This is a genomic window from Mesorhizobium sp. LNJC405B00, from assembly GCF_000502615.1.
GTDB lineage: Bacteria > Pseudomonadota > Alphaproteobacteria > Rhizobiales > Rhizobiaceae > Mesorhizobium.
Genome location: NZ_AYWC01000018.1, coordinates 1 through 21,527, shown reverse-complemented (window position 1 = coordinate 21,527; position 21,527 = coordinate 1). Strand labels below are relative to the sequence as shown.

At 63.5% G+C, this 21,527-nt stretch carries 14 protein-coding genes and 1 pseudogene; 12 read left to right on the top strand and 3 right to left on the bottom strand.

Features of this window, described 5'->3' with window-relative positions; genetic code table 11:
• Nucleotides 1-45 precede the first annotated feature (45 nt).
• The 3 genes from X756_RS140635 to X756_RS140645 all read left to right on the top strand — a co-directional run bounded on the left by X756_RS140635 (nt 46) and on the right by X756_RS140645 (nt 5,713).
• A complete protein-coding gene (locus X756_RS140635) occupies nt 46-1,305 on the top strand; it encodes a DNA repair exonuclease (RefSeq protein ID WP_023731277.1) in 1,260 nt (419 codons plus the stop codon).
• Nucleotides 1,302-4,772 (top strand): AAA family ATPase, encoded by a 3,471-nt coding sequence (locus X756_RS140640; RefSeq protein WP_023731276.1) that lies wholly within the window; start codon nt 1,302-1,304, stop codon nt 4,770-4,772. Before X756_RS140635 ends, X756_RS140640 begins: the two co-directional genes overlap by 4 nt.
• Nucleotides 4,773-5,476: 704 nt before the next feature.
• A complete protein-coding gene (locus X756_RS140645; RefSeq protein WP_023731274.1) occupies nt 5,477-5,713 on the top strand; it encodes a hypothetical protein in 237 nt (78 codons plus the stop codon).
• A gap of 399 nt (nt 5,714-6,112) precedes the next feature.
• Here X756_RS140645 and X756_RS140650 read toward each other — a convergent pair whose 3' ends face one another.
• The 3 genes from X756_RS140650 to X756_RS140660 form a co-directional block, all read right to left on the bottom strand.
• Nucleotides 6,113-7,330: an MFS transporter gene (locus X756_RS140650; protein ID WP_031239376.1), complete on the bottom strand. Its 1,218-nt coding sequence runs from the start codon at nt 7,328-7,330 to the stop codon at nt 6,113-6,115.
• Between the two features lie 57 nt (nt 7,331-7,387).
• On the bottom strand, nt 7,388-8,824 hold the full coding sequence (gene rpoN, locus X756_RS140655; RefSeq protein WP_023731272.1) for an RNA polymerase factor sigma-54: 1,437 nt from the start codon (nt 8,822-8,824) through the stop codon (nt 7,388-7,390).
• Nucleotides 8,825-8,893: 69 nt separating this feature from the next.
• A complete protein-coding gene (locus tag X756_RS140660) occupies nt 8,894-9,427 on the bottom strand; it encodes a peroxiredoxin (protein WP_023731271.1) in 534 nt (177 codons plus the stop codon).
• 1,642 nt (nt 9,428-11,069) lie between these two features.
• On the opposite strand from X756_RS140660, the gene X756_RS140670 reads away from it, so the two are divergent.
• The 9 genes and pseudogenes from X756_RS140670 to fni all read left to right on the top strand — a co-directional run bounded on the left by X756_RS140670 (nt 11,070) and on the right by fni (nt 20,999).
• Entirely contained in the window at nt 11,070-12,272 is a 1,203-nt protein-coding gene (locus X756_RS140670; protein ID WP_023731269.1) for a cytochrome P450, read from the top strand.
• Between the two features lie 91 nt (nt 12,273-12,363).
• Nucleotides 12,364-13,653, top strand: coding sequence for a cytochrome P450 (locus X756_RS140675; RefSeq protein WP_031239374.1), 1,290 nt, complete (start codon nt 12,364-12,366; stop codon nt 13,651-13,653).
• A gap of 1 nt (nt 13,654) precedes the next feature.
• A pseudogene (locus tag X756_RS1000000170625) lies at nt 13,655-13,780 on the top strand (ferredoxin); the annotation flags it as partial.
• A gap of 168 nt (nt 13,781-13,948) precedes the next feature.
• Nucleotides 13,949-14,791, top strand: a complete 843-nt coding sequence (locus X756_RS0135315) for an SDR family oxidoreductase (protein ID WP_031239373.1) — start codon at nt 13,949-13,951, stop codon at nt 14,789-14,791.
• Nucleotides 14,791-16,134, top strand: a complete 1,344-nt coding sequence (locus tag X756_RS140680; protein WP_023731266.1) for a cytochrome P450 — start codon at nt 14,791-14,793, stop codon at nt 16,132-16,134. Before X756_RS0135315 ends, X756_RS140680 begins: the two co-directional genes overlap by 1 nt.
• Nucleotides 16,135-16,281: 147 nt before the next feature.
• Nucleotides 16,282-17,271, top strand: coding sequence for a polyprenyl synthetase family protein (locus tag X756_RS140685; protein WP_031239371.1), 990 nt, complete (start codon nt 16,282-16,284; stop codon nt 17,269-17,271).
• Nucleotides 17,272-17,417: 146 nt separating this feature from the next.
• Nucleotides 17,418-18,968, top strand: coding sequence for a hypothetical protein (locus X756_RS140690; protein ID WP_023731264.1), 1,551 nt, complete (start codon nt 17,418-17,420; stop codon nt 18,966-18,968).
• Entirely contained in the window at nt 18,965-19,867 is a 903-nt protein-coding gene (locus X756_RS140695) for a hypothetical protein (RefSeq protein WP_023731263.1), read from the top strand. Before X756_RS140690 ends, X756_RS140695 begins: the two co-directional genes overlap by 4 nt.
• Before the next feature lie 85 nt (nt 19,868-19,952).
• The gene (gene fni, locus X756_RS140700) at nt 19,953-20,999 is read left to right on the top strand and encodes a type 2 isopentenyl-diphosphate Delta-isomerase (protein WP_031239369.1); all 1,047 of its coding nucleotides are present in this window, start codon (nt 19,953-19,955) and stop codon (nt 20,997-20,999) included.
• The last annotated feature ends 528 nt before the right edge of the window (nt 21,000-21,527 follow it).

Genomic DNA, 21,527 nt, shown 5'->3' with positions numbered 1-21,527 from the left:
ATCTCTGTTGAAGCTCGGAACACCTCTTTTGCTGGCGGAGGCCGAATGGCATTTCGATTCGTACACACGGCCGATATTCATCTCGACTCGCCGCTGCGTTCGCTCGCGATGCGTAATCCCGATCTTGCCGGGCTCGTGGGCGACGCCAGCCGCCAGGCATTCGTTTCGATAGTGGATCTCTGCCTAGAGGAACGCGTGGATGCGTTGGTAATAGCCGGCGACTTATACGATGGTGATCAAACCTCGATGAAGACGGCGCGGTTCCTGGCAGCGCAGATGACACGCCTGCACCAGGCCGGCATCAGGGTTTTCAAGATCCGCGGCAATCATGACGCCCTGTCGCGGATTTCCAAACAGCTGGTGTTTCCTGACACCGTGACCATTTTTGGCGGTCGTGCTCAGTCGGTATTGCAGACAGCCGGCGGTGTGGACGTCGTTTTCCATGGTTTGAGCTTTGCGAACCCTAAGGCGCCGGACAGCCTGCTGCCCAAATATCCGGCTGCTCGCGAAGGAGCCGTCAATATTGGCATCATGCATACCAGTCTGGCCGGATCGCCCGGTCACGACGTTTACGCGCCCTGCAGCATCGCTGACCTGCACGCCCACGGTTTCGACTATTGGGGGCTTGGCCACATTCATCTTCGCCAAGTCCATTCCGGCGCAAGCACGGTGGTGATGCCGGGAATACCGCAGGGGAGGGACATTAACGAGGCCAGTGAGAAATCAGTTTCCCTAGTAACGGTGCGCGACGACCGTTCGGTGGAGGTCGAGGAAAGGCTGACCAGCGTTGCGCAGTTCGAGCGGGTCAGCGTCGACCTTACCGGAGCAGTTGAGTGGCCGGAAGCCGTCGCGCGTGTTCGCTACGCACTCGAAGAGATGCGGGCCACCGTCCGCTCGCGTCATGCTGTGGCGCGCGTTGGCCTAACAGGAACATCACCACTGATGTGGGCGCTGATCCGCGACAAGGACCTCCTTCTTGCCGAAGCCGAACAGGCTGCGGAACAGCTGGGCCATACGTGGGTGGAGAAGCTCGAGCTTGACCTCGCGCCACCTCGGGCGGAGACGGCCGAGGATACTGCTGATCCGATTTTCGAACTCGAGCAATCCATGCGCGCCGATGCCACCTCGGATGCCTTCCGCGCCGAGGCGAGGGCGTTCGTCCAAAGGATGGTCGCCGACCTTCCGGCCGACGGACGGGATTTTGCTGGGACGGACGAAGCCGGGCTGGAACGGTTCCTCGATCAGGTGCTTTCCAAGGGCGCAGACTTGGTGACTTCCCGCCTTAAGTCCGGTGGATCGTCATGAGGCTGCAGCGCCTTGACCTCATTCGCTATGGAAAGTTCACCGATGGTACGATCGACTTCGGACCCAAACCGGAATCCGGACCTGATCTGCATATCGTGTTTGGCCTGAATGAGGCCGGCAAATCGACAGCGCTTTCCGCCTATCTAGATTTGCTGTTCGGCATCGAGGAACGGAGCCGCTACAACTTCCTGCATGAGTACAGCGCCATGCGCATCGGTGGGGTGCTGGAACTGGCCGGCTCCGAGCACACGTTCACGCGTACGAAACAGCGTACTAATTCGCTATTGAACGCGACGGGCCAATCGGTGATCGAGGTGGCGATCACGGCGCATCTCGCCGGACTGTCGCGTGACGCTTACACGACCATGTTTTCACTCGATGACGAAACGCTGGAAGCCGGCGGAAAATCGATCCTGGAGTCGCGGGGCGACCTCGGCAAGCTCCTCTTCACGGCCAGCGCCGGTCTTGGGAACGCAAGCGATACGTTGAACGCCCTCGAGGCCGAAGCAGACGCGCTGTATCGGAAGCAGGCGCATGGCACCGAACTGGCGCTGCTGAAGAAGCGCCTTGTTGACGTGAAGTCGCGCAGGGATGCGATCGACACACTTGCATCGACCTATGAGGGGCTGGAGGCCGAACGTCTCGATGCATCGCAGCAGTACGGCCGAACCATCAGCGATCGGGCGGTGCTGGTGGCCAGGCTGGATACCATTGCTCGTTACGTACGTGCTGCGCCGATGCTGGCGGATATGCGCCGCAAGATTGCCCGGCTGGATCAGCTGCCGGACATCACCTCCCCAGCCCGGACATGGACGGGAAGTGTCACCGAACTGATCGATGACGATGCCAGCCTCAGAACGCGACTGTCCGCAAACATCGATGAGGTCGAGCGGCTGTCGGCAAAAGTCACTGCGGTCGACGAGGACGAACGGATCCTGTCGATTTCCGAACGCATTCGCAGCCTGGCGGAGGGCAAGGTGCGCCATACCGCGGCTGGCTTTGACTTGCCCACTCGCAGGATGGGGCTGCAAATCCTCAACAACACAGTGGCAAGCTGCCTTGCCGCGTTGGGCCGGTCTTCCGAGCCGGATCCTGCCGCACTGCTTCTGACTGCCGTCACAGTTGGCGTCGTTCGCGCTATGGTCGAGCAGAGGTCCGGTATTGCTACGGGCGCGCGCGCCGCCCGCGACGAGACGGCGGCAGCACTCGATGCGTTGCAGGTGGCAAGGCAGCGGGTCGGCGAGGAAAGGGCGGTGCCCGAACCCGCCAGGGCAAGGCTGGGCTCGGCTTTGTCGAAAGCGCGAGCAAGCGGACACAAGGCAGAGATCAAGACGGCTCGCGAGGCGGGAGATGCGGGAACAATCCGATGGAAGGCATCGCTGGCTCGCTTGCGTCCATGGAACGGAGATGCCCTCGCTCTCGCCAACGTTGCGGTTCCGAGCGCCGGGCAGATTGCCGCCTGGAAGACAGTAGCGTCAGTACTGGCAAGGAACACCGCGGTACTTGCCGAACGCCTCGCCGAATACGAGGGCCACCATGCAATGCTCGCCGCACGATTGGATGCCCTTCGAGCCTCGGTTGACGTTGTCGACGATGAAGCGGCTGCCGCCATCCGCCGTCTCCGCGATGATGCGTGGGCAAGGCACCGCGCAGTGTTGACTGGTGACACCGCTGACGATTTCGCCGTGGCACTGACGCGCGATGACGTTGCCAGCGCAGGCCGGCTGGCCGGCGCGGCGGATCTGGCCGAGATCCGGGCAATGCCGCGTGCCCTGGCCGAGGCGACGGCCAACCTGTCACGAAACGGCATCCAAAGCCAACAGCTCGTCAAGGATGCGGATACCCAATTGTTGGAAATCCGTGTGGCCGCCAGCGAGCTCCTCGGAGAAGCCCTGGAACCTTCGTCTGAGCGCCTGATCGAAAGGATCGAGGATCAGATCGAGGCGCGCAGCGATGCGCTCGCTGCCTGGGAGCAGATCGAACTTGCTCGCTTGAAAGCCGAGCGAGCCGCTGACGCCGGCGAGCAGATACACTTGGAAATGAGAGCGGCGCTGGAAAGCGTCGGCATAGTATCAGAGCCCGGCGACACCCTCGAAGCAGTCATGGCCATCGCGGAGCTGTTTCTGGACCGGCAGCGCAAGCTGGACGCCGAGTATGCCGAGGCGCTCAGAATGGTGAGTTCCAAAGAAGAGGATCTAGCTGCCCGACGGGTTGCGGTGGGGGTGGCGGAGCGTCGCGAGGAGGAATGGCTGGCCGGCATTACCGAAGCGCTCAAGGGAACGTGGCTCGAAAGCGGTCTGTCCGCGTCAGGCGTTGGCGCTGTGCTCGATCAATTGGCCGAACTGTCAAGAAGCCTGCAGGAACGGGAGGATCTGCAGCTGCGTATCGACAAGATGGAGGCCGACAGGGCCAATTTTCTGGTCGAGGTCATCGCCGTCGCGGTCGAAGCCGACGAGCCGACGAAGGATGGCGAGCCGGAGCAGTTGGCCACCCGCCTTGCCGAGCGCCTGGAGCGTGCCGAGCGGACACGTGAAACGAAGGCAAGCCTGGGCAACGAGCTGAAGCGCCTCAAGGAGGCGCGCGAAATCCTCGACACCGAGATTTCGGCACACGAACGCCGCAAGAATGAAGTGCTGGGCGTCTTTGGCGTCGCCACTCTGTCCGAGGTAGTCGAACGCGACGAGCTGCTGCGTGAGCGCGACGGCTTGCGCACTACCGTCGCCGAACTTGAGGAACGGGTAGTGGCGGAACTCGCAGTCGATGGATTCGACCAGGCACGCTCGATCCTGGACGCGATCGATTTCGACAGCCTCGCGGTCGAGAAGGCTGAGGGCGAGCAGCGGCTTCGCCAGTTCGATGAAACCATCCAGCAACAGCTGATCCGGCAGACGCGCGCGGCCGACAAGCTGGACGCCATCGGCGGTGATAGTGCGGTTGCACGCCTGGATGCCGAACGGCGCACGACCCTGTTGGAAATCGAGGAGAAGGCCACCCGTTATATCGAACTGAAGCTTGGCATTATGTCGGCCGGAAATGCTTTGCGGCTCTACCGTGAGAGCCACCGCTCCGGGATGATGGCGCGCGCATCAGACGCGTTCAAGCTAATGACGCGTGGCCAGTATTCGGGGCTGACAACCCAGCCTGTAAAAGGTGGTGAGGTTCTCATCGCGGTGCAGGGTGACGGGCAATCCAAGGTCACCGATGCGCTTTCAAAGGGCGCGCGCTTTCAGTTGTACCTTGCCCTGAGACTCGCCGGTTATTACGAGTTTGCGCAATTCCGGCCTTCGGTTCCCTTCATCGCCGACGACATCATGGAAACCTTCGACCATATTCGCTCGGAGGAGGTTTTCAGATTGTTTGGGGAGATGGCGAACACAGGTCAGGTCATCTATCTCACGCACCACAAGCACCTATGTGAAATCGCCAAGGCTGTTGTGCCACAATCTACCATTCACCAGCTGGATTAGGCTCGATTAGAATTCGCGTCAAAACGGTTCAACTAACCAACTCGTCTGACATAGGAACCTTCGATCGAATCCGTCATGACGTCCCTAGAGGCTGAGAAATGCCTATTTTGCTTAATGTTGCGTGGATGAACGACTACGCCGGGCGGAGCGCGGATGCCCGCCTCTCGGTGGCGGGGCATTTCGAGTAAGCAGGGTTATTGCGCCGAAGAATGCAACTTTGTTGCAGCCAATGACGGGTACGTTTACAGCGGTTCGAGACGATTAAGGGCGAATTGGATCGGCAGGCGCGCCCAGAATATGGGTTCAGTTCAAGGGGCGTAACCCGCCCAGCACTACAAGGATAAGATCAGGTCGTTCAGGGCTAGGACGCTCGCCGAAAATGCATTCGTGCTGCCCCGGAGGGATAGGCACCGTGTCAAAGGGTGGAGTGGCCAGGCAAGCTGGTGGTGCGAACGATACGACAGATCGATCCGCCAGAGCATTCGTCAAGAGAGTAAAGGCATTATCGAAAGCGAGCCAGTCGCTCCCGTCGGGGCATCGGCCGTTCATGATCGAAGTCGTGGCCGACCGGCTGGAGCGGCAGCGTCCGACGTCTACAAACGGTATGTGCGGAAGTACGAGATCAATGTCCATCCTCAGCATGACAGATCTTCCCGCTTGTTTTCGCGACGACCTTCGGTTGCGGTTGACGCAATCCCGAAGTGATGGTCGAGATCAAGCCTGCTGATGCGGCTACGATGCGCTTCGCGATTCGCGCCGTGATCGGCCAGTTGCTCGACTACCGCCAGCATCAGCGGTGGACTGGCCGACAAGTAATTCTCGTCGGTGCGAAGGTGACGAGCACGAACGATCTAAGTCTGCCGTTTGTCAACGGCTTTGGCCTGGCCTGGCCCATTGGAACCGAAGGAAACGAGATCCGCTGGCCCGACGGCGCTGGTTGATTGGCAAGCAAGCGCCGAACGTCGGAGGCTAAAGGTCAGGGTCGATGGATCCGCATTGCTGCTTTCGGTGCCGACCCATCTCTCATGTGGGGATATCGCAGTCCTCCAAACGATGCTCAAGTCGGTAGTAATGGTCCCTCATGCTTCGCAATCGTGCAATCAGTCCTTACTCGCCGGCGCGCAGAGCTGTGACGAAGTCGTTTTCTTCCGCGCGAGCCTCTAAGGTCGCTGTACGTGGCCTTTAACGGTGCGGCAGATGCCGGTGTCCGTCGCCATGCTCGGAGGTGAAGCCGGCGAAGCGCTTCCGCGGGTCCATGCAAGCGGAGGATCGCGCCGCGCCGTGCATGCGATTGGACCTCTCGTCCCGCTGCGCTGCTGAGATCTCTCCTGTCAGGCGGTCTAGGTTCCGCGCTTCGGGCCGAGCAGGAAAACTATGAGGGCAGCGACGAACGTGGCAACAGCACTGTAGGCAATGGCGCTGGCGATCCCCGCATTCTCCACCAATAGCCCGCCGAAAATCGCGCCGGCTGCGATTGCCACTTGGAATGCTACGACCATCAGCACACCGGCGCTTTCGGCCTGCTCGGGAACGGCCCGCCGCACCATCCACGTCTGTAATCCCACCGGCACCGCGCCGAAGGCAAAGCCCCACGCGCCAACCGCAATCCCCGAGGCGAAGGCCGATGCTCCCGCCGTCAGTAGCGAAACAGCCGCTATCCCTATGAGCAGCGGTGCAAGGGCCGCGACTGCCTTGAGACTGTACTCGGCCAGAAGCCCGCCGGCCAAATTGCCGAAGAATCCGCCGATGCCAAAAGCAAGCAACACAAGCGAGATCGTCTCAACGTCAAGCGCGGGAATCTTTTCGAGAAAGGCGCGGATATAGGTGATTCCGGCGAAGTGGCCGGAAGCGACCAGCAGGATGACAAAAAGCGCAACCTTGACCATCGGAATCTTTGCCACATCCAGCAGGCTGCGGACGCTAGTCACTCCAATCGGAGGCAGTCTCGGAATGGTCATGAGCTGCACGAGCAGTGTAGCGACGCCGCCGGCTGCGGCGAGCATGAAGGCGCTTCGCCATCCCCAGATATCGCCGACATAAGCGCCGATTGGAGCTGCGCAGACGGTAGCTACGGAAACGCCGGTGAGGATGATCGACATAGCGCGAGGCAGGAGGTGGCTTGGAACGAGCCGCATCGCCAGTGCTGCCGACATCGACCAGAATCCTCCGAGCGCTATGCCGAGCACGACGCGTGCAGTCAGGAGAACCGCCAGCGACCACGCGCCGGCCGCCAGAACGTCCGACAGGATCAGCAGCAGCGTCATGGTCCACATGACGGTCCTGCGGTCCAGGCGCTTTGTGATGATGGCCACCGTCGGCGCCGAGATCGCCCCGACGATAGCTGTCGCCGTCATCGCCTGTCCAGCCGCNCCCTCGCTGATACCGAGATCATGCGCGAGGGGCGTGAGCAGGCTGACAGGCAGAAACTCTGCCGTGACCAGCCCGAAGGTGCCCAAGGAAAGCGAAATGATGGCACCCCATGCTGGACCAGACGGTGGGACGGGTTTTTCTGGGTCGTGCAGAACAGCGTTCATGACGCCTGCTGCGGATCGGGCCATGAACGAAGTCTCCACTTTGATGCAATGCAAGGTGATGTTGGCTGCTTTGACCCAAATCTAAAAACACAAGCGCATTTCCCGGCGGCGTTGCACGGAGGAGGGGATGTTCATTGCTTCGCGATACTTTGTGACGGTGCGGCGCGCAACATCAATGCCGGTTTCCTTCAGCCGGACAGCGATGTCCTCGTCGGAAAGCACGTCGCCGGGACATTCTGCGGCAATGATCGCTTTGATCCGATGCCGGACAGCTTCGGCGGAGTGCGCATCGCCGCCTTGGCAGGACGCGATCGCGACGGTGAAAAAATACTTCAGTTCAAAGACGCCGCGCGGGGTAAGCATGTACTTGTTCGAGGTCACCCGGCTTACCGTCGACTCGTGCACGCCGATCGCGTCAGCGACGGTTCTGAGATTGAGAGGCCGCAGGTGGGCGACGCCATGTTCCAAAAAGGCATCCTGCTGACGCACGATTTCAGCCGCAACCTTAACAATCGTCTTGGCGCGCTGATCGAGGCTGCGGATTAGCCAGTTCGCGTTTTGCAAGCATTCGTCGAGAAATGCTTTATCTTTCGAATTTTGGGCAGTTTGACGCGTGACTTCGGCATAGTAGGTTTGGTTGATCAGCAGCTTCGGCAGCGTGGCGGGATCAAGTTCGATCTGCCACCCGCCTTGCGGCGAGGGCGTGACCCAGACGTCGGGTATGATTGATTCAGACGCACCGGATTCGAATCTGTTCCCAGGCTTTGGATCGAGCGCACGAACCTCATGCATCATGTCGAGAAGGTCTTCTTCATCGACGCCGCAATGCTGCTTCAGCGCCTCAAAATCGCGTCGCGCAAGCATTTCAAGATGGGCAACCAAAGCTGCCATTGCCGGGTCGAGCCGGTTTCGCTGGCGCAACTGAATCTCGAGGCATTCTCTGAGACTTCGCGCAAAAACTCCCGGTGGATCAAATTGCTGCAAGGTTCCGAGAACCCGTTCCACAACAGCCTCATGGACATTTAGGCTCTCGGCCAGCTCCAAAAGGTTTGCCCGAAGATAGCCAGTGTCTTCCAGATCGGCGGCAAGCTGGCCAGCGATCAGCCGCTCCTGTGGTGTGAACGCAGTGAGGGCGATCTGACGAGCGACATGGTCGTGCAATGTTTCGGCGAGGGTGGCAAACTCGTCGAGGGAAGGGGCATTGCCCGGCGGGTTGTTGGTCGTGTTGCGAAGTGATTTCCATTGCCCGAGCCGTTCAGGCGACCCTGCCCCGGTCAGCCCTTCAACGGCGTTTGCACCAGGGCCGAGGGGCTGATCCGCTCCCGAAATCGAAGCATCGTCAAAAGGCCCGCCATCGTTTGACGCAGATTCCAAGAGCGGGTTCTTCTCGATTTCCCGCTCCACGAACTGATGCAGTTCGGTATGCGCCAGTTGCAGCAAGCGAATCGACTCAATGAGTTGAGGCGATGCGACGATGGATTGCTTCTGGCGCTGAAACAGGCTTGCTGAAGATTGCATGGTGAGTGCGATAATCCTGTCGAGGAGCCTCTTGGGGCCTGCAATGGCGCCAGTGAGACGTTTTCTAGGTCATGCGGCGGCTTTCAGCGTTTCAAGAACGTTTTGCGGGGATGAGACGCCATACGGGTCGGCCTCGCAGTTGTCGGAGAAACCTTCCTCCTCGAACCAGTGCTCCACCACGCCATTGTTGATCAGGGCGGCGTAGCGCCATGAGCGCATCCCGAATCCGAGATTGTCCTTGGCAACCAGCATGCCCATCTTGCGTGTGAACTCGCCTGAGCCATCGGGGATGAGCTCGACCTGCTTCAGGCCCAAGGACTTCCCCCACGCATTCATGACGAAGGCGTCGTTGACTGAGAGGCAGTAAATCGCGTCAATTCCCTCCTTCTCAAACTCATCATAGAGCTCTTCGAACTTGGGCAATTGGTAGGTCGAGCAGGTCGGAGTGAAGGCGCCAGGCAGCGAGAACAGGATGACCCGCTTGCCGGCAAAGTAGTCGTCAGATGTCTTTTCTTCCCAGCGATATGGATTTGGCCCCTGGACTGACTTATCGTGAACACGCGTGAGAAAGGTGACGAAGGGAACTTTGTTTCGAACTGTCATCAAGTTGCTCCTGAAGAAGACTGCGCTGAATTCTGGCAGAGGCTGGCGCAATACCGGGCAAAGGCTCGTATGCCCGGCACGGAATGAGGGCCTCGCGGCTCGCAACCTCCTTTTTCCCTCCCGACAATGGGAACGTCTTGGCGGTGTCTTGGCCACCCGAACGCAATCGATCTGTGCGATCTGGACACCGTCGAGCCGGTTGCTTTCCACGGCTATGGCGCCGGAAGCGGGATCGGTCACTAGCGATCTTGCGTTTCGAAAAAGGATAGCGGCCGGAAGGAGCCAATATCGCAAGCATATGGGGGCCTGAAATGTCTTCATGCAACACACCCGCGTCACAGGACTCCGAGTCACTGGACTGGTTCAGCGTGTTGTGGATATGTGGCAGTGACCCGCCGGCCTTGGCTTGGGTGACCCTTTGACAAGGCTTTTCGGCACTCACATGCTGAACAGAACCGGCAAACCGCATTTGCGCGCGCTGCCCGTGTTGGCGTGCCGGCATCGGACCAGCCATGCGCAAAGCGGCCATCCAGATCGGACTTCCGGAGGAGACGATGCCCCGATGTTCAGCTGCAAGGGGCACCGTCTCCTCAGGCCACGGTCTGGAGCTTCGCGTGTCGGGCATGGTGCAAGTCGCTTTCATCGTGATTTGATGGTGCTCTAACCAGGAGCAGCAAGCGGCGTGCCATTTGGAATAGAGGGGCTGTTGGACCGCCCCTCCTTCTCGGAGGCCGTGTCTTAGAAGATCGGGCGCGCGCTATAACCGCCTCGTCACACAGGCAACAACGATGCTGTATGGTGCGGATATTCGGCGCTTCAGCCCCGGCTGGGCAAAGACGAACCGGAAGCCGAGCCGATGCATTACCTGAGCCTGGAGGGCACTCCAGTCATTGCGTAACGTGTGGCGCTAGCGTTCATTGGTGCGCAGGCACGGCTATCGCGAACATGCGCCTGTCGCAGCGACCATGAGCGGGGGCTCTTGGGCAAGCGCCTTGGCCCCGTGAGGATCGAATTCCCCAATCGTGTCTGTTCGCCGCCTCTTATGTTCGAAACTGGACCAGAATGTCGCAAGCCCGACCTAAAGGTCGCCGAGGCGTTCTGTCCGACACTGTTCCGTCGCCTTTGTTGGCCCGCGACACCGGCCTATTTCGCCTAGCTCTTCTCTGGCCTCAGGCTAAGCCCCTAAAAGCATCACAGATTTTTTCTTCGGTTGGCCAAATTGGCACGAGTTTTGAAGCCGCTTCGTTGCGGGCCGGGAGCCGCCGACCGACTTTCATTTCGTGGATGGCACGGAACGAAGAAAGAAAAGCAAAATGTCAAATCCGCGTCGGATAGCGTCTATGGGCATGGGGTCCTCGGCGAAACCGCCCTTACCCAATAGCTCGCCGCTCTTGTCGACCCTTGCGCAGGAAATCTTGGCTGGCGGCGGCTCAAAGGCCCACCACACCGACCTTATCCTGACCTCGAAGGTGCAGGATAACGTTCTGCATATCGCCGCGCGATGTGCCTAGACAGTTACGCGCCAGCCGTTCTTGATAATCGGTCTGCCTTCGGACGACGTCATCTATATGCCGTCTTAGGTCTTCGCTGCCGCAGCGCCCGCCGGTCACCTTCCGCCCTCGCTATAGAGTGAAGTGCCACCATGTCCGAACAACCCTTGCCGACGCTGCCGATGTGGCGCGTCGATCACATTGAGCCATCCCCCGAGATGTTGGCGCTACGCGCCAACGGTCCGATCCACCGCGTGCGCTTCCCGTCCGGGCACGAAGGCTGGTGGGTGACAGGCTATGACGAGGCCAAGGCGGTGTTGACCGACGCGGCGTTCCGGCCCGCGGGAATGCCGCCGGCGGCATTCACCCCGGATTCGGTGATTCTCGGTTCGCCAGGATGGCTGGTCTCGCACGAGGGGGGCGAGCATACGCGGTTACGCACGATCGTGGCGCCGTCCTTCAGCAACGGCAGGGTGAAGCAGCTCGCTCAGCAAGTGGAGGCGATCGTCGCGCAGTTGTTCGAGACGCTGGCGGCCCAGCCCCAGCCCGCCGATCTGCGGCGCCACCTCTCCTTTCCGCTTCCTGCCATGGTCATTGGCGCGCTGATGGGCGTGCTCTACGAGGATCACGCCTTTTTCGCCGGGCTGTCCGACGAGGTGATGACGCACCAGCATGAAAGCGGCCCGCGAAGCGCGTCGCGCTTGGCCTGGGAAGAACTCGGCACCTACATTCGCGGCAAGATGCGGGACAAGCGCCAGGATCCGGGCGACAACGTGCTGACGGATCTGCTCGCGGCGGTCGACCAGGGCAAGGCGACCGAGGAAGAGGCGATCGGCCTGGCGGCGGGCATGCTGGTGGCGGGGCACGAGAGCACCGTGGCACAGATCGAATTCGGCCTGCTGGCCATGTTCCGCCATCCGCAACAGCGCGCACGCCTGGTGGGCGATCCATCCCTGGTGGACAAGGCGGTGGAGGAAATCCTGCGCATGTACCCGCCGGGCGCGGGCTGGGACGGCATCATGCGCTATCCCAGGACCGACGTGACCATCGCGGGCGTGCATGTTTCCGCGGAGAGCAAGGTGCTGGTCGGCTTGCCGGCGACGTCCTTCGATCCGCGCCATTTCGACGACCCGGAAATCTTCGATGTCGGACGTGACGAAAACCCGCACCTGGCGTTCTCCTACGGGCCGCACAGCTGCATCGGCTTGGCGCTGGCCAGGCTGGAACTCAAAGCGGTGTTCGGTTCGATCTTCCAGCGCTTTCCCGCGCTGCGCCTGGCGGTGGCGCCCGAAGAACTGGAGTTGCGCAAGGAGATCATCACTGGCGGGTTCGTGGAGTTCCCGGTGCTCTGGTGATGCGCGGACGCCACGAGGAATCGCGATGTCCTCGAATTGCCCGCGCGACTGCCGCGCGCCGATCAGATCAGCCAACCAACAGGTGACCAAGATGGACGTGCAAGAAACCACGGCAGCATGCCGGGACGCCTTCGCCGAACTGGCGTCGCCAGCGTGCATTCAGGACCCGTACCCATTCATGCGGTGGTTGCGCGAGCACGATCCGGTACATCGCGCGGCGTCGGGCCTCTTTCTGTTGAGCCGCCACGCCGACATCTACTGGGCGCTCAAGGCCACGGGCGATGCTTTTCGGGGGCCGGCACCAGGCGAACTGGCGCGCTATTTCCCGCGTGCGGCGACCAGCCTGTCGCTAAGTCTGCTGGCGTCCACTTTGGCGATGAAGGAACCTCCAACGCATACGCGTCTGCGCCGGCTGATCTCGCGCGATTTCACCATCGGCCAGATCGACAAGCTGAGGCCGACCATCGCTCGCATTGTCGCAGCGCGCCTGGACGGCATGGCGCCCGCACTGGAGCGCGGGGAGGCAGTGGACCTGCATCAGGAATTCGCGCTGGCCTTGCCCATGCTGGTTTTCGGCGAACTGTTCGGCATGTGCCCGGGCGACATTCTCGCGCTCGTCACCGGCATCAGCGCCATTCTGGAAGGCCTGAGCCCGCACGCCAGCGATCCGCAGCTCGCCGCGGGGGACGAGGCCAGCGCCAGGGTGCAGGCCTACTTCGGCGACCTCATACAGCGCAAGCGCTCCGATTCCAGCCACGACATCGTGTCAATGCTGGTCGGCGCACACGACGGCGATGCCGAGATGCTGTCGGATACGGAATTGATCAGCATGCTCTGGGGCATGTTGCTGGGCGGCTTCGCCACCACTGCCGCGGCCATCGGCCATGCTGTCCTGGCGATGCTGGCGTATCCCGAACAGCGGCACTGGCTGAAAGGTGATGCCATGGGAGTAAAGGCATTCGTCGAAGAAGCCCTGCGCTACGACGCGCCCGCCATGTTCAGCTCCATTCCGCGTATTGCCCAGCGCGACATCGAACTGGGCGGCGTGGTGATCCCGAAGAACGCGGACGTGCGCGTTCTGATCGCGGCCGGCAATCGCGACCCGGACGCCTTCGCCGATCCGGACCGCTTCGATCCCGTGCGGTTCTGCGGCACTAGTTCTGGCATTTCGATCGACGGGAAGATCATGCTGGCCTTCGGCCACGGCATCCACTTCTGCCTTGGCGCGCAACTGGCCCGGGTGCAGTTGGCCGAGAGCCTGCCGCGGATCCAGGCGCGCTTCCCCACGCTGGCATTGGCCGAGCAGCCGACCCGGGAGCCCTCCGCGTTCCTTAGGACGTTCCGCGCGCTGCCGGTGCGGCTGCATCGGCAGGAGGGCTGAGATGCGGGTCGTGGTCGATCAGGATCTGTGCGGAACTACCGGGCAGTGCGTGCTGACGCTGCCGGGCGCCTTTCGCCAGCGCGAACCGGACGGGGTGGCCGAAGTGTGCGTGGCGACGGTCCCGCAGGCGCTGCACGCCGCCGTGCGGCTTGCGGCCAACCAGTGCCCGGTCGCCGCCATTCGGGTCATCGAAAGCGACGCTGGCCATGACGAGAGCGCCAGTGCCGACCCTGCGCCTTCTCCGGCGCAGGCCGAGCGGCATGCTGCGAAAGACCAATGCAATTCAGGAGACACGATGGCAAGGTTTGAAGGCAAGGTGGCCGTGGTGACCGGCGCCGGCGCCGGCATCGGCAAGGCATGCGCTCTCGCCATCGCGCGCGGGGGCGGCAGAGTGGTGGTGGCCGACATTGATGGCTCGGCGGCCATCGCCTGCACCGCGCAGATCGCGGCCGAAGCAGGCCACGCGCTGCCCATAGCCATGGATATCGCCGATGAGCAGGCGGTGGCAGCGCTGTTCGAGACGGCGGAGCGGCACTTCGGTGGGGTCGACCTGCTGGTTAACAATGCGAGCGCCATGCATCTGACCCCGCGCGACTGCGCGATCCTCGACCTGGACCTGGCAGTCTGGGACCAGACCATGGCGACCAATCTGCGCGGCACGCTGCTCTGCTGCCGGCAGGCCATCCCACGGATGATCGCCCGCGGCGGTGGCGCGATCGTCAACATGTCGTCGTGCCAAGGGCTCAGCGGTGACACGGCGCAGACGTCCTATGGCGCGTCGAAGGCGGCGATGAACATGCTCTCGGCTTCGCTCGCCACCCAGTACGGTCATGCGCAGATTCGCTGCAACGCGGTTGCGCCGGGTCTTATCATGACCGAGCGTCTCCTCGCCAAGCTGGACGAGTGCATGCAACGGCATCTGCGCCGGCACCAGCTCCTGCAGCGCGTCGGCCGCCCCGAGGACGTGGCCGCGCTCGTGGCGTTCCTGCTCTCCGCCGATGCTGCGTTCATCACCGGCCAGGTCGTGTGCATCGATGGCGGCATGCTGGCGCATGTGCCGACATACGCCGACGGTGGCAACAGCTGCGCCGCGCGCCCTGCCGACGACACCGAATCGGCGACGGCGGCGCGCTGCTGATGGACATACTGCTCAACCCACTCAACCGTCGGCACCGGCTGCGATCCGACATCCCGGTCATGCCCGGCGCTTTCCCGCTGGTCGGGCATCTTCCCGCCATTGTCTGCGACCTGCCGCGCCTGCTGCAACGCGCAGAACGGACGCTGGGCAGCCACTTCTGGCTGGATTTCGGCCCTGCCGGACATCTGATGACCTGTGTGGATCCGGACGCATTCTCTCTGCTCAAGCACAAGGACGTGTCCTCGGCGCTGATCGAAGAGATCGCGCCCGAATTGCTTGGCGGAACGTTGGTTGCCCTGGACGGCGGCGCGCACCGGCAGGCGCGCGATGCCATCAAGGCAGCGTTCTTGCCCAAGGGGCTGACCCAGGCCGGGATCGGCGACCTGTTCGCGCCGGTCATCCAGGCGCGGGTGCAGGCGTGGCGCGCCCGCGGCGAGGTAACTATCCTGCGCGAGACCGGCGACCTGATGCTGAAGCTCATCTTCAGCCTCATGGGAATCCCCGCGCAGGATCTGCCGGGATGGCATCGCAAGTACCGGCAATTGCTGCAGTTGATCGTCGCGCCACCAGTCGACCTGCCCGGACTGCCCTTGCGGCGCGGCCGTGCCGCTCGCGACTGGATCGACGCGCAGTTGCGCCAGTTCGTCCGCGATGCGCGCGCGCATGCCGCGCGCACCGGGCTGATCAACGACATGGTGAGCGCCTTCGACCGCAGCGACGGTCCGCTCTCCGATGACGTCCTGATCGCCAATATTCGCTTGCTGCTGCTTGCCGGTCACGACACCACTGCCTCGACGATGGCCTGGATTGTGATCGAGCTGGCGCGGCAGCCTGTGCTGTGGGACGCCCTGGTAGAGGAGGCGCAACGCGTGGGCGCGGTGCCGACCCGGCACGCGGACCTGGCGCAGTGTCCGGTCGCCGAGGCGCTGTTCCGCGAGACACTGCGCCTGCATCCGGCGACCACGCTCCTGCCGCGTCGCGCGCTGCAGGAATTGCAACTCGGCCAACGGCGCATTCCCGCGGGCACCCACCTATGCATCCCGCTGCTGCATTTCTCGACCTCGGCGCTGCTGCACGAGGCGCCTGATCAGTTCCGCCTGGCGCGGTGGCTGCTACGCACAGAACCGATCCGGCCCGTGGACATGCTGCAGTTCGGTACCGGCCCACACGTCTGCATCGGCTACCACCTGGTATGGCTGGAAATGGTGCAGTTCTGCATCGCCTTGGCGCTGACCATGCACAAGGACCGGGTGCGGCCGCAGTTGCTGAGCGACGTCGAAAAAGGCCGGCGCTATTACCCGACCGCACATCCGTCCATGGCAATCCGCATAGGCTTCTCATGAGCTGGCATCGCATGCCTTGTGTGGCAAGGCAGCGGCGCCGGCGGGGCGCGGCATTGCTGCACTCAGCGCACGCGCTCGTGTGACGCCGGCAACACCGTGACGGCTTGCGCTCGCCGTGGCCGTCTCAGCTACAAGGACATCAACAACATGCAGACCGGTTCCACTCCACGCGACCGAACTGGCGTTTCCGCATTCGGCGGATTGGGCGCGCAGGCGCGCGGCGCATCTGGCGGGCTGCTCCCGCAGATCTGGATGCAGGACGGCGCAAAGCGGGTCGAACAGGCGCTGGCGCGTCTGCTCTGCGCCGAAGACGACGGTAAGACAGAGCTGATGGCGGCCATGCGCTACGCCACCTTGCATGGCGGGAAGCGCACCCGCGCCTTGCTCTGTCTGGCTGCCGGCGCACTGGCGGGCACGCCGGCGCACATGCTCGACGACGTCTGCGCCGCCATCGAGATGATGCACGCCTGTACCCTGGTCCACGACGACCTGCCCGCGATGGACGACGACGTGCTTCGCCGCGGCCTTCCGACCGTGCACGTAAAGTTCGGCGAAGCCACTGCGATCCTGGTCGGCGATGCGCTGCAGGCCCACGCCTTCCTGACGCTGGCGAGCCTGGATGCGCCGGGCGACAATCGTATTGCGCTCGTGCGCGAACTGGCGCAGGCGGTGTCCGCCGAGGGTGCCGCAGGCGGGCAGGCCATGGATCTGTCGCTGGTCGGAAAGCACGCCGGGCTGGACAGGATCCTGGCGATGCACCGGATGAAAACCGGAGCGCTAGTGCGCGCGTCGGTTCGCATGGGCGCGCTATACTCCATCGCGGAGGATGCCGCGCACGCTGCACTGTACTGTGCGCTCGATCGCTACACCGCCTGTTATGGCCTGGCGTTGCAGGTGGCCGACGACATTCTCGACGCGACGGCGGATACCGCGACTCTTGGCAAGACCCCCGGCAAGGACGCGGCCGCGCAGAAGCCGACCTGCGCGTCGATCATGGGGCTGCAGGCAGCGCGCCAGTTCGCGCTGTACTTGTTGCACGAGGCCGGGGAGGCCATCGCCCCTCTGGGGCCGCGTGCGGAAGGGTTGGCGCAGATGCTGCAGCGGGCCAACGTCTATCTGTCCGCGCCACACGCATGAGCGCGCCCATCCGTAAGGACTCGCCCCTGTGCTGGTGCGATCGGCCGGCGGGCGCTGCATGCTGCACAGTGTCCGTGTCGGCGGCGACGTGCGCGGCGTCTGCACGTTTCTGTTCTCGTTAGCCCTCTGCAGAAGGAACATACCGCGTGAACGCGCTGTCCGAACAGATCCTTTCCGAATTGCGTCATCTGCTGAGCGAGATGAGCGACGGCGGTAGCGTCGGTCCGTCCGTATACGACACGGCGCGAGCTCTGCAATTCGACGGCAACGTCACCGGTCGGCACGACGCATACGCGTGGCTCATCGCGCAGCAACAGGCCGATGGCGGATGGGGAAGTGCGGACTTCCCGCTGTTTCGCCATGCGCCTACCTGGGCGGCGTTGCTGGCATTGCAGCGTGCCGATCCTCTTCCCGGCGCTGCCGACGCAGCCCAGGCTGCAATCCGGTTCCTCGAGCGCCAGCCCGATCCCTACGCGCATGCGGTGCCGGAAGACGCGCCCATCGGCGCGGAGCTGATCCTGCCGCAGTTGTGCGACGAGGCCGCATCCTTGCTGGGCGGCTTGGCGTTTTCGCGCCACCCGGCGCTGTTGCCGTTGCGGCAAGCACGCCTGGTCAAGTTGGGGGCTGTGGCGACGTTGCCGAGCGGCCATCCGTTGCTGCACTCCTGGGAAGCCTGGGGGACGTCGCCGGCCACCGCATGCCCGGACGACGACGGCAGCATCGGCATCAGTCCAGCGGCCACCGCCGCGTGGCGTGCGCACGCCGTGACACAGGGAAGAACGGCGCAAGTCTGGCGCACCGACGGGTATCTGCAGGCGGCATCGCGGGCGACGCGCACCGGCATCGAAGGTGTCGTTCCCAACGTCTGGCCAATTAATGTGTTCGAGCCATGCTGGTCGCTGTACACCCTGCATCTGGCCGGTCTGTTCGCGCATCCCGCGCTCGCCGAGGCGGTGCAAGTGATCATCGCGCAACTCGACGCCCGTCTCGGAGTCCGCGGTCTGGGTCCTGCCTTGCACTTCGCGGCCGATGCGGACGACACCGCCGTTGCGTTGTGCGTCCTTCGCCTTGCAGGCCGCGACCCGGCGGCCGACGCGTTGCGCCAGTTCGAAACCGGCGAGCTCTTCGTCACCTTCCCGGGCGAGCGCAATGCCTCGGTGTCGACCAACATCCATGCCCTGCATGCGTTGCGAATGTTGGGAAAGCCCGCCGCCGGCACCAGCTCCTACGTCGAGGCCAGTCGCAACCCGCATGGTCTATGGGACAACGAAAAATGGCACGTTTCCTGGCTGTATCCAACCGCGCATGCGGTCGCTGCGCTCGCGCAAGGCAACCCGCAGTGGCGCGACGAGCGCGCGCTGGCGGGGCTGCTGCGGACGCAGCGCGACGACGGCGGCTGGGGCGCCGGTTGCGCGTCCACACTCGAGGAAACCGCCTATGCGCTGTTCGCGTTGCACGTGATGGACGGGAGCGAAGAGCGGGCAGGGCGCCGGCGCATCGCGCAGGCGGTGGCGCGTGCGCTGAAGTGGATGCTCGCCCGCCACGCGGCGCATGTATTGCCCCAGACGCCGCTGTGGATCGGAAAGGAACTGTATTGCCCCACTCGGGTGGTGCGCGTGGCCGAACTCGCCGGGTTGTGGCTGGCGCTTCGTTTGGGGCGGCGCGTCTCGGCCGAGGGAGCAGGAGGGGGGCCATGATCCCGACCGATCGCGCGCTGCAGCAGGTGCTGGAGTGGGGGCGTTCCCTGACCGGGTTCGCCGACGAGCATGGCGTGGAAGCAGTCCGGGGCGGCCAGTACATCCTGCAGCGCATCCATCCGAGCCTGCGCGACACCAGCGCCCGCACCGGCCGCGATCCGCTGGACGAAACGCTGATCGTTGCCTTCTATCGCGAACTGGCGCTGCTGTTCTGGCTCGACGATTGCAACGACCTTGACCTGATCGCGCCGGAGCAGCTCGCCGCGGTGGAGCAGGCGCTGGGGCGGGGCGTGCGGTGTGTGCTCCCCGGATTCGAGGGCTGTGCTGTGCTGCGCGCTTCGCTCGCCGCGCTCGCCTACGATCGTCGCGACTATGCCCAGCTTCTGGAGGATACCCGGTGCTACTGCGCGGCGCTGCGCGCCGGACACGCGCAGGCGGCAGGGGAGGAGCGCTGGTCCTACGCCGAGTACTTGCAGAACGGCGTGGATTCGATCGCCTACACGAACGTGTTCTGTTGCCTGTCGTTGCTGTGGGGGCTGGACATGGCGACCTTGCGCCCGCGTCCGGCGTTTCGCCAGGCCCTGCGGCTCATATCCGCAATAGGGCGTTTGCAGAACGATCTGCATGGACGCGAAAAGGATAGATCGGCCGGCGAGGCCGACAACGCGGCGATCCTGCTGCTGCAGCGCTATCCGGCCATGCCTGTGGTGGAGTTCCTCAAGGACGAGTTGGCCGGCCACACACGCATGCTGCACCGGGTGATGGCGGAAGAACGTTTTCCCGCGCCGTGGGGACCGTTGATCGAGGCCATGGCGGCCATCCGCGCGCAGTACTACGAGACCTCGACCAGTCGCTACCGCAGCGACGCTGCGGGCGGAGGCGAGCGTGCGCCGGCCTGAACGCGCGGGAGACGGCGGCGTCCGCGCGCTGCCGTCGGTCCGATCCGACGCAACGCCGTCGCCCGATGACGCGGAAGGAGCGAGCATCAGCGACACCAAGTTGAGCCGGCGCAAGGACGACCACCTGGACATCGTGCTGGATCGGCGAACGGCACGGGCCAAGGCCGCTGGCTGGGAGTACATTCGTTTCGAACACTGTGCATTGCCCGAGTTGGACCTGACGCAGATCGACCTCAGCGCCTCGCTGCTGGGCAAGACCATGCGCGCGCCTCTGCTGATCAGCTCCATGACCGGCGGCATGCCACGCGCCGAGGCCATTAACCGCCATCTGAGCGAGGCAGCGCAAGCCTTGGGGATCGCCATGTGCGTCGGTTCGCAGCGCGTAAGCCTGCAATCCCGCAACTCCCAGGGGCTAACGCGCGCGCTGCGCCGCCTGGCCCCAGACGTTCCCTTGCTGGCCAATATCGGCGCCGCGCAACTGCGCGAGGCCGACGGCCTGGACCTCGCGCGCCGGGCGGTGGATGCACTAGAGGCCGATGGACTCATTGTCCATCTCAATCCGCTGCAGGAAGCGGTACAGCCGGAGGGCGACCGCGACTGGCGCGGCGTCCTGGCCCAGATCGCTCGCGCCGCGCGCAGCATGGGGGTGCCGATCGTGGCCAAGGAAGTGGGGTCGGGCCTCTCTGCCTCGGTGGCTTGTGCGCTCGTTCAGGCGGGCGTGGCGGTGATCGATGTCGCCGGCGCCGGCGGCACCAGTTGGGCCGCGGTGGAGGGCGAGCGGGCCCCCGATGCCGCCGACCGTACAGTTGCGATGGCGTTCGCCGATTGGGGGATCCCGACCCCGGCCAGCGTGCAGGCGGTACGTCGGGCGCTGCCAGCGGTGAAGCTGATCGCGTCGGGCGGGGTCAGCGACGGCGTCGACGTGGCCAAGGCTATCCGCCTGGGCGCGGACATCGCCGGGCAGGCAGCCGGCGTGCTGCGCGCGGCTACGGTATCCACCGAGGCCGTTGTCGCGCATTTCGAGATCGTCATCCGCCAGTTGGCCGTCGCCTGCTTCTGCACCGGCTCGGCTGATCTGGCGGCGTTGCGCCAGGCCCGCTTATTGCCCTCGGCCCATCTGCCCGCCGGTTGATGCCGGCGTAGCCCGCAGGTGGCGGCGGGCGCATAGCCTTACTGAGTGAGAAAGTCTCGGAAGCGGAGACGCGCTGGTCACGGGCTTGTTCGGGTGCTGCTTCGTGATCGGGGAGGCACCCCGCCATGCCCCGAACGGACAGCCGAGAGTAAAGCGGTATTCGACGGCTATGTCGATGCTTGATCAGGGTGGTCACGCCGATCGAGCCGAGCCCCTGAAAGGGCCGGAACACCAGGTGCGGCGGGAGACCGGCAGGAGCAGATGGTGCAAATCCATTGCAATGAAGGAGTATTCCTGCAAGCAACGGAGAAGGTAAGCCAGCCTCAATCCCTTGTGTTTGCTTGGTGTTATGCAAATTAGGCACCGATCCACATTGCCCCGGTAGTGTGCTGAGAGTTCTGCAAATTCGCTGAGAGGGGGCGGTCATGGCAGGCTGGTGATTGTTCACGTCACCTGATTCCCGCGAAGGAACGCCACCATGACCAAGACTGAAGTTAAGACCGCCAGCGCTGCCGTCAAAGACATTTT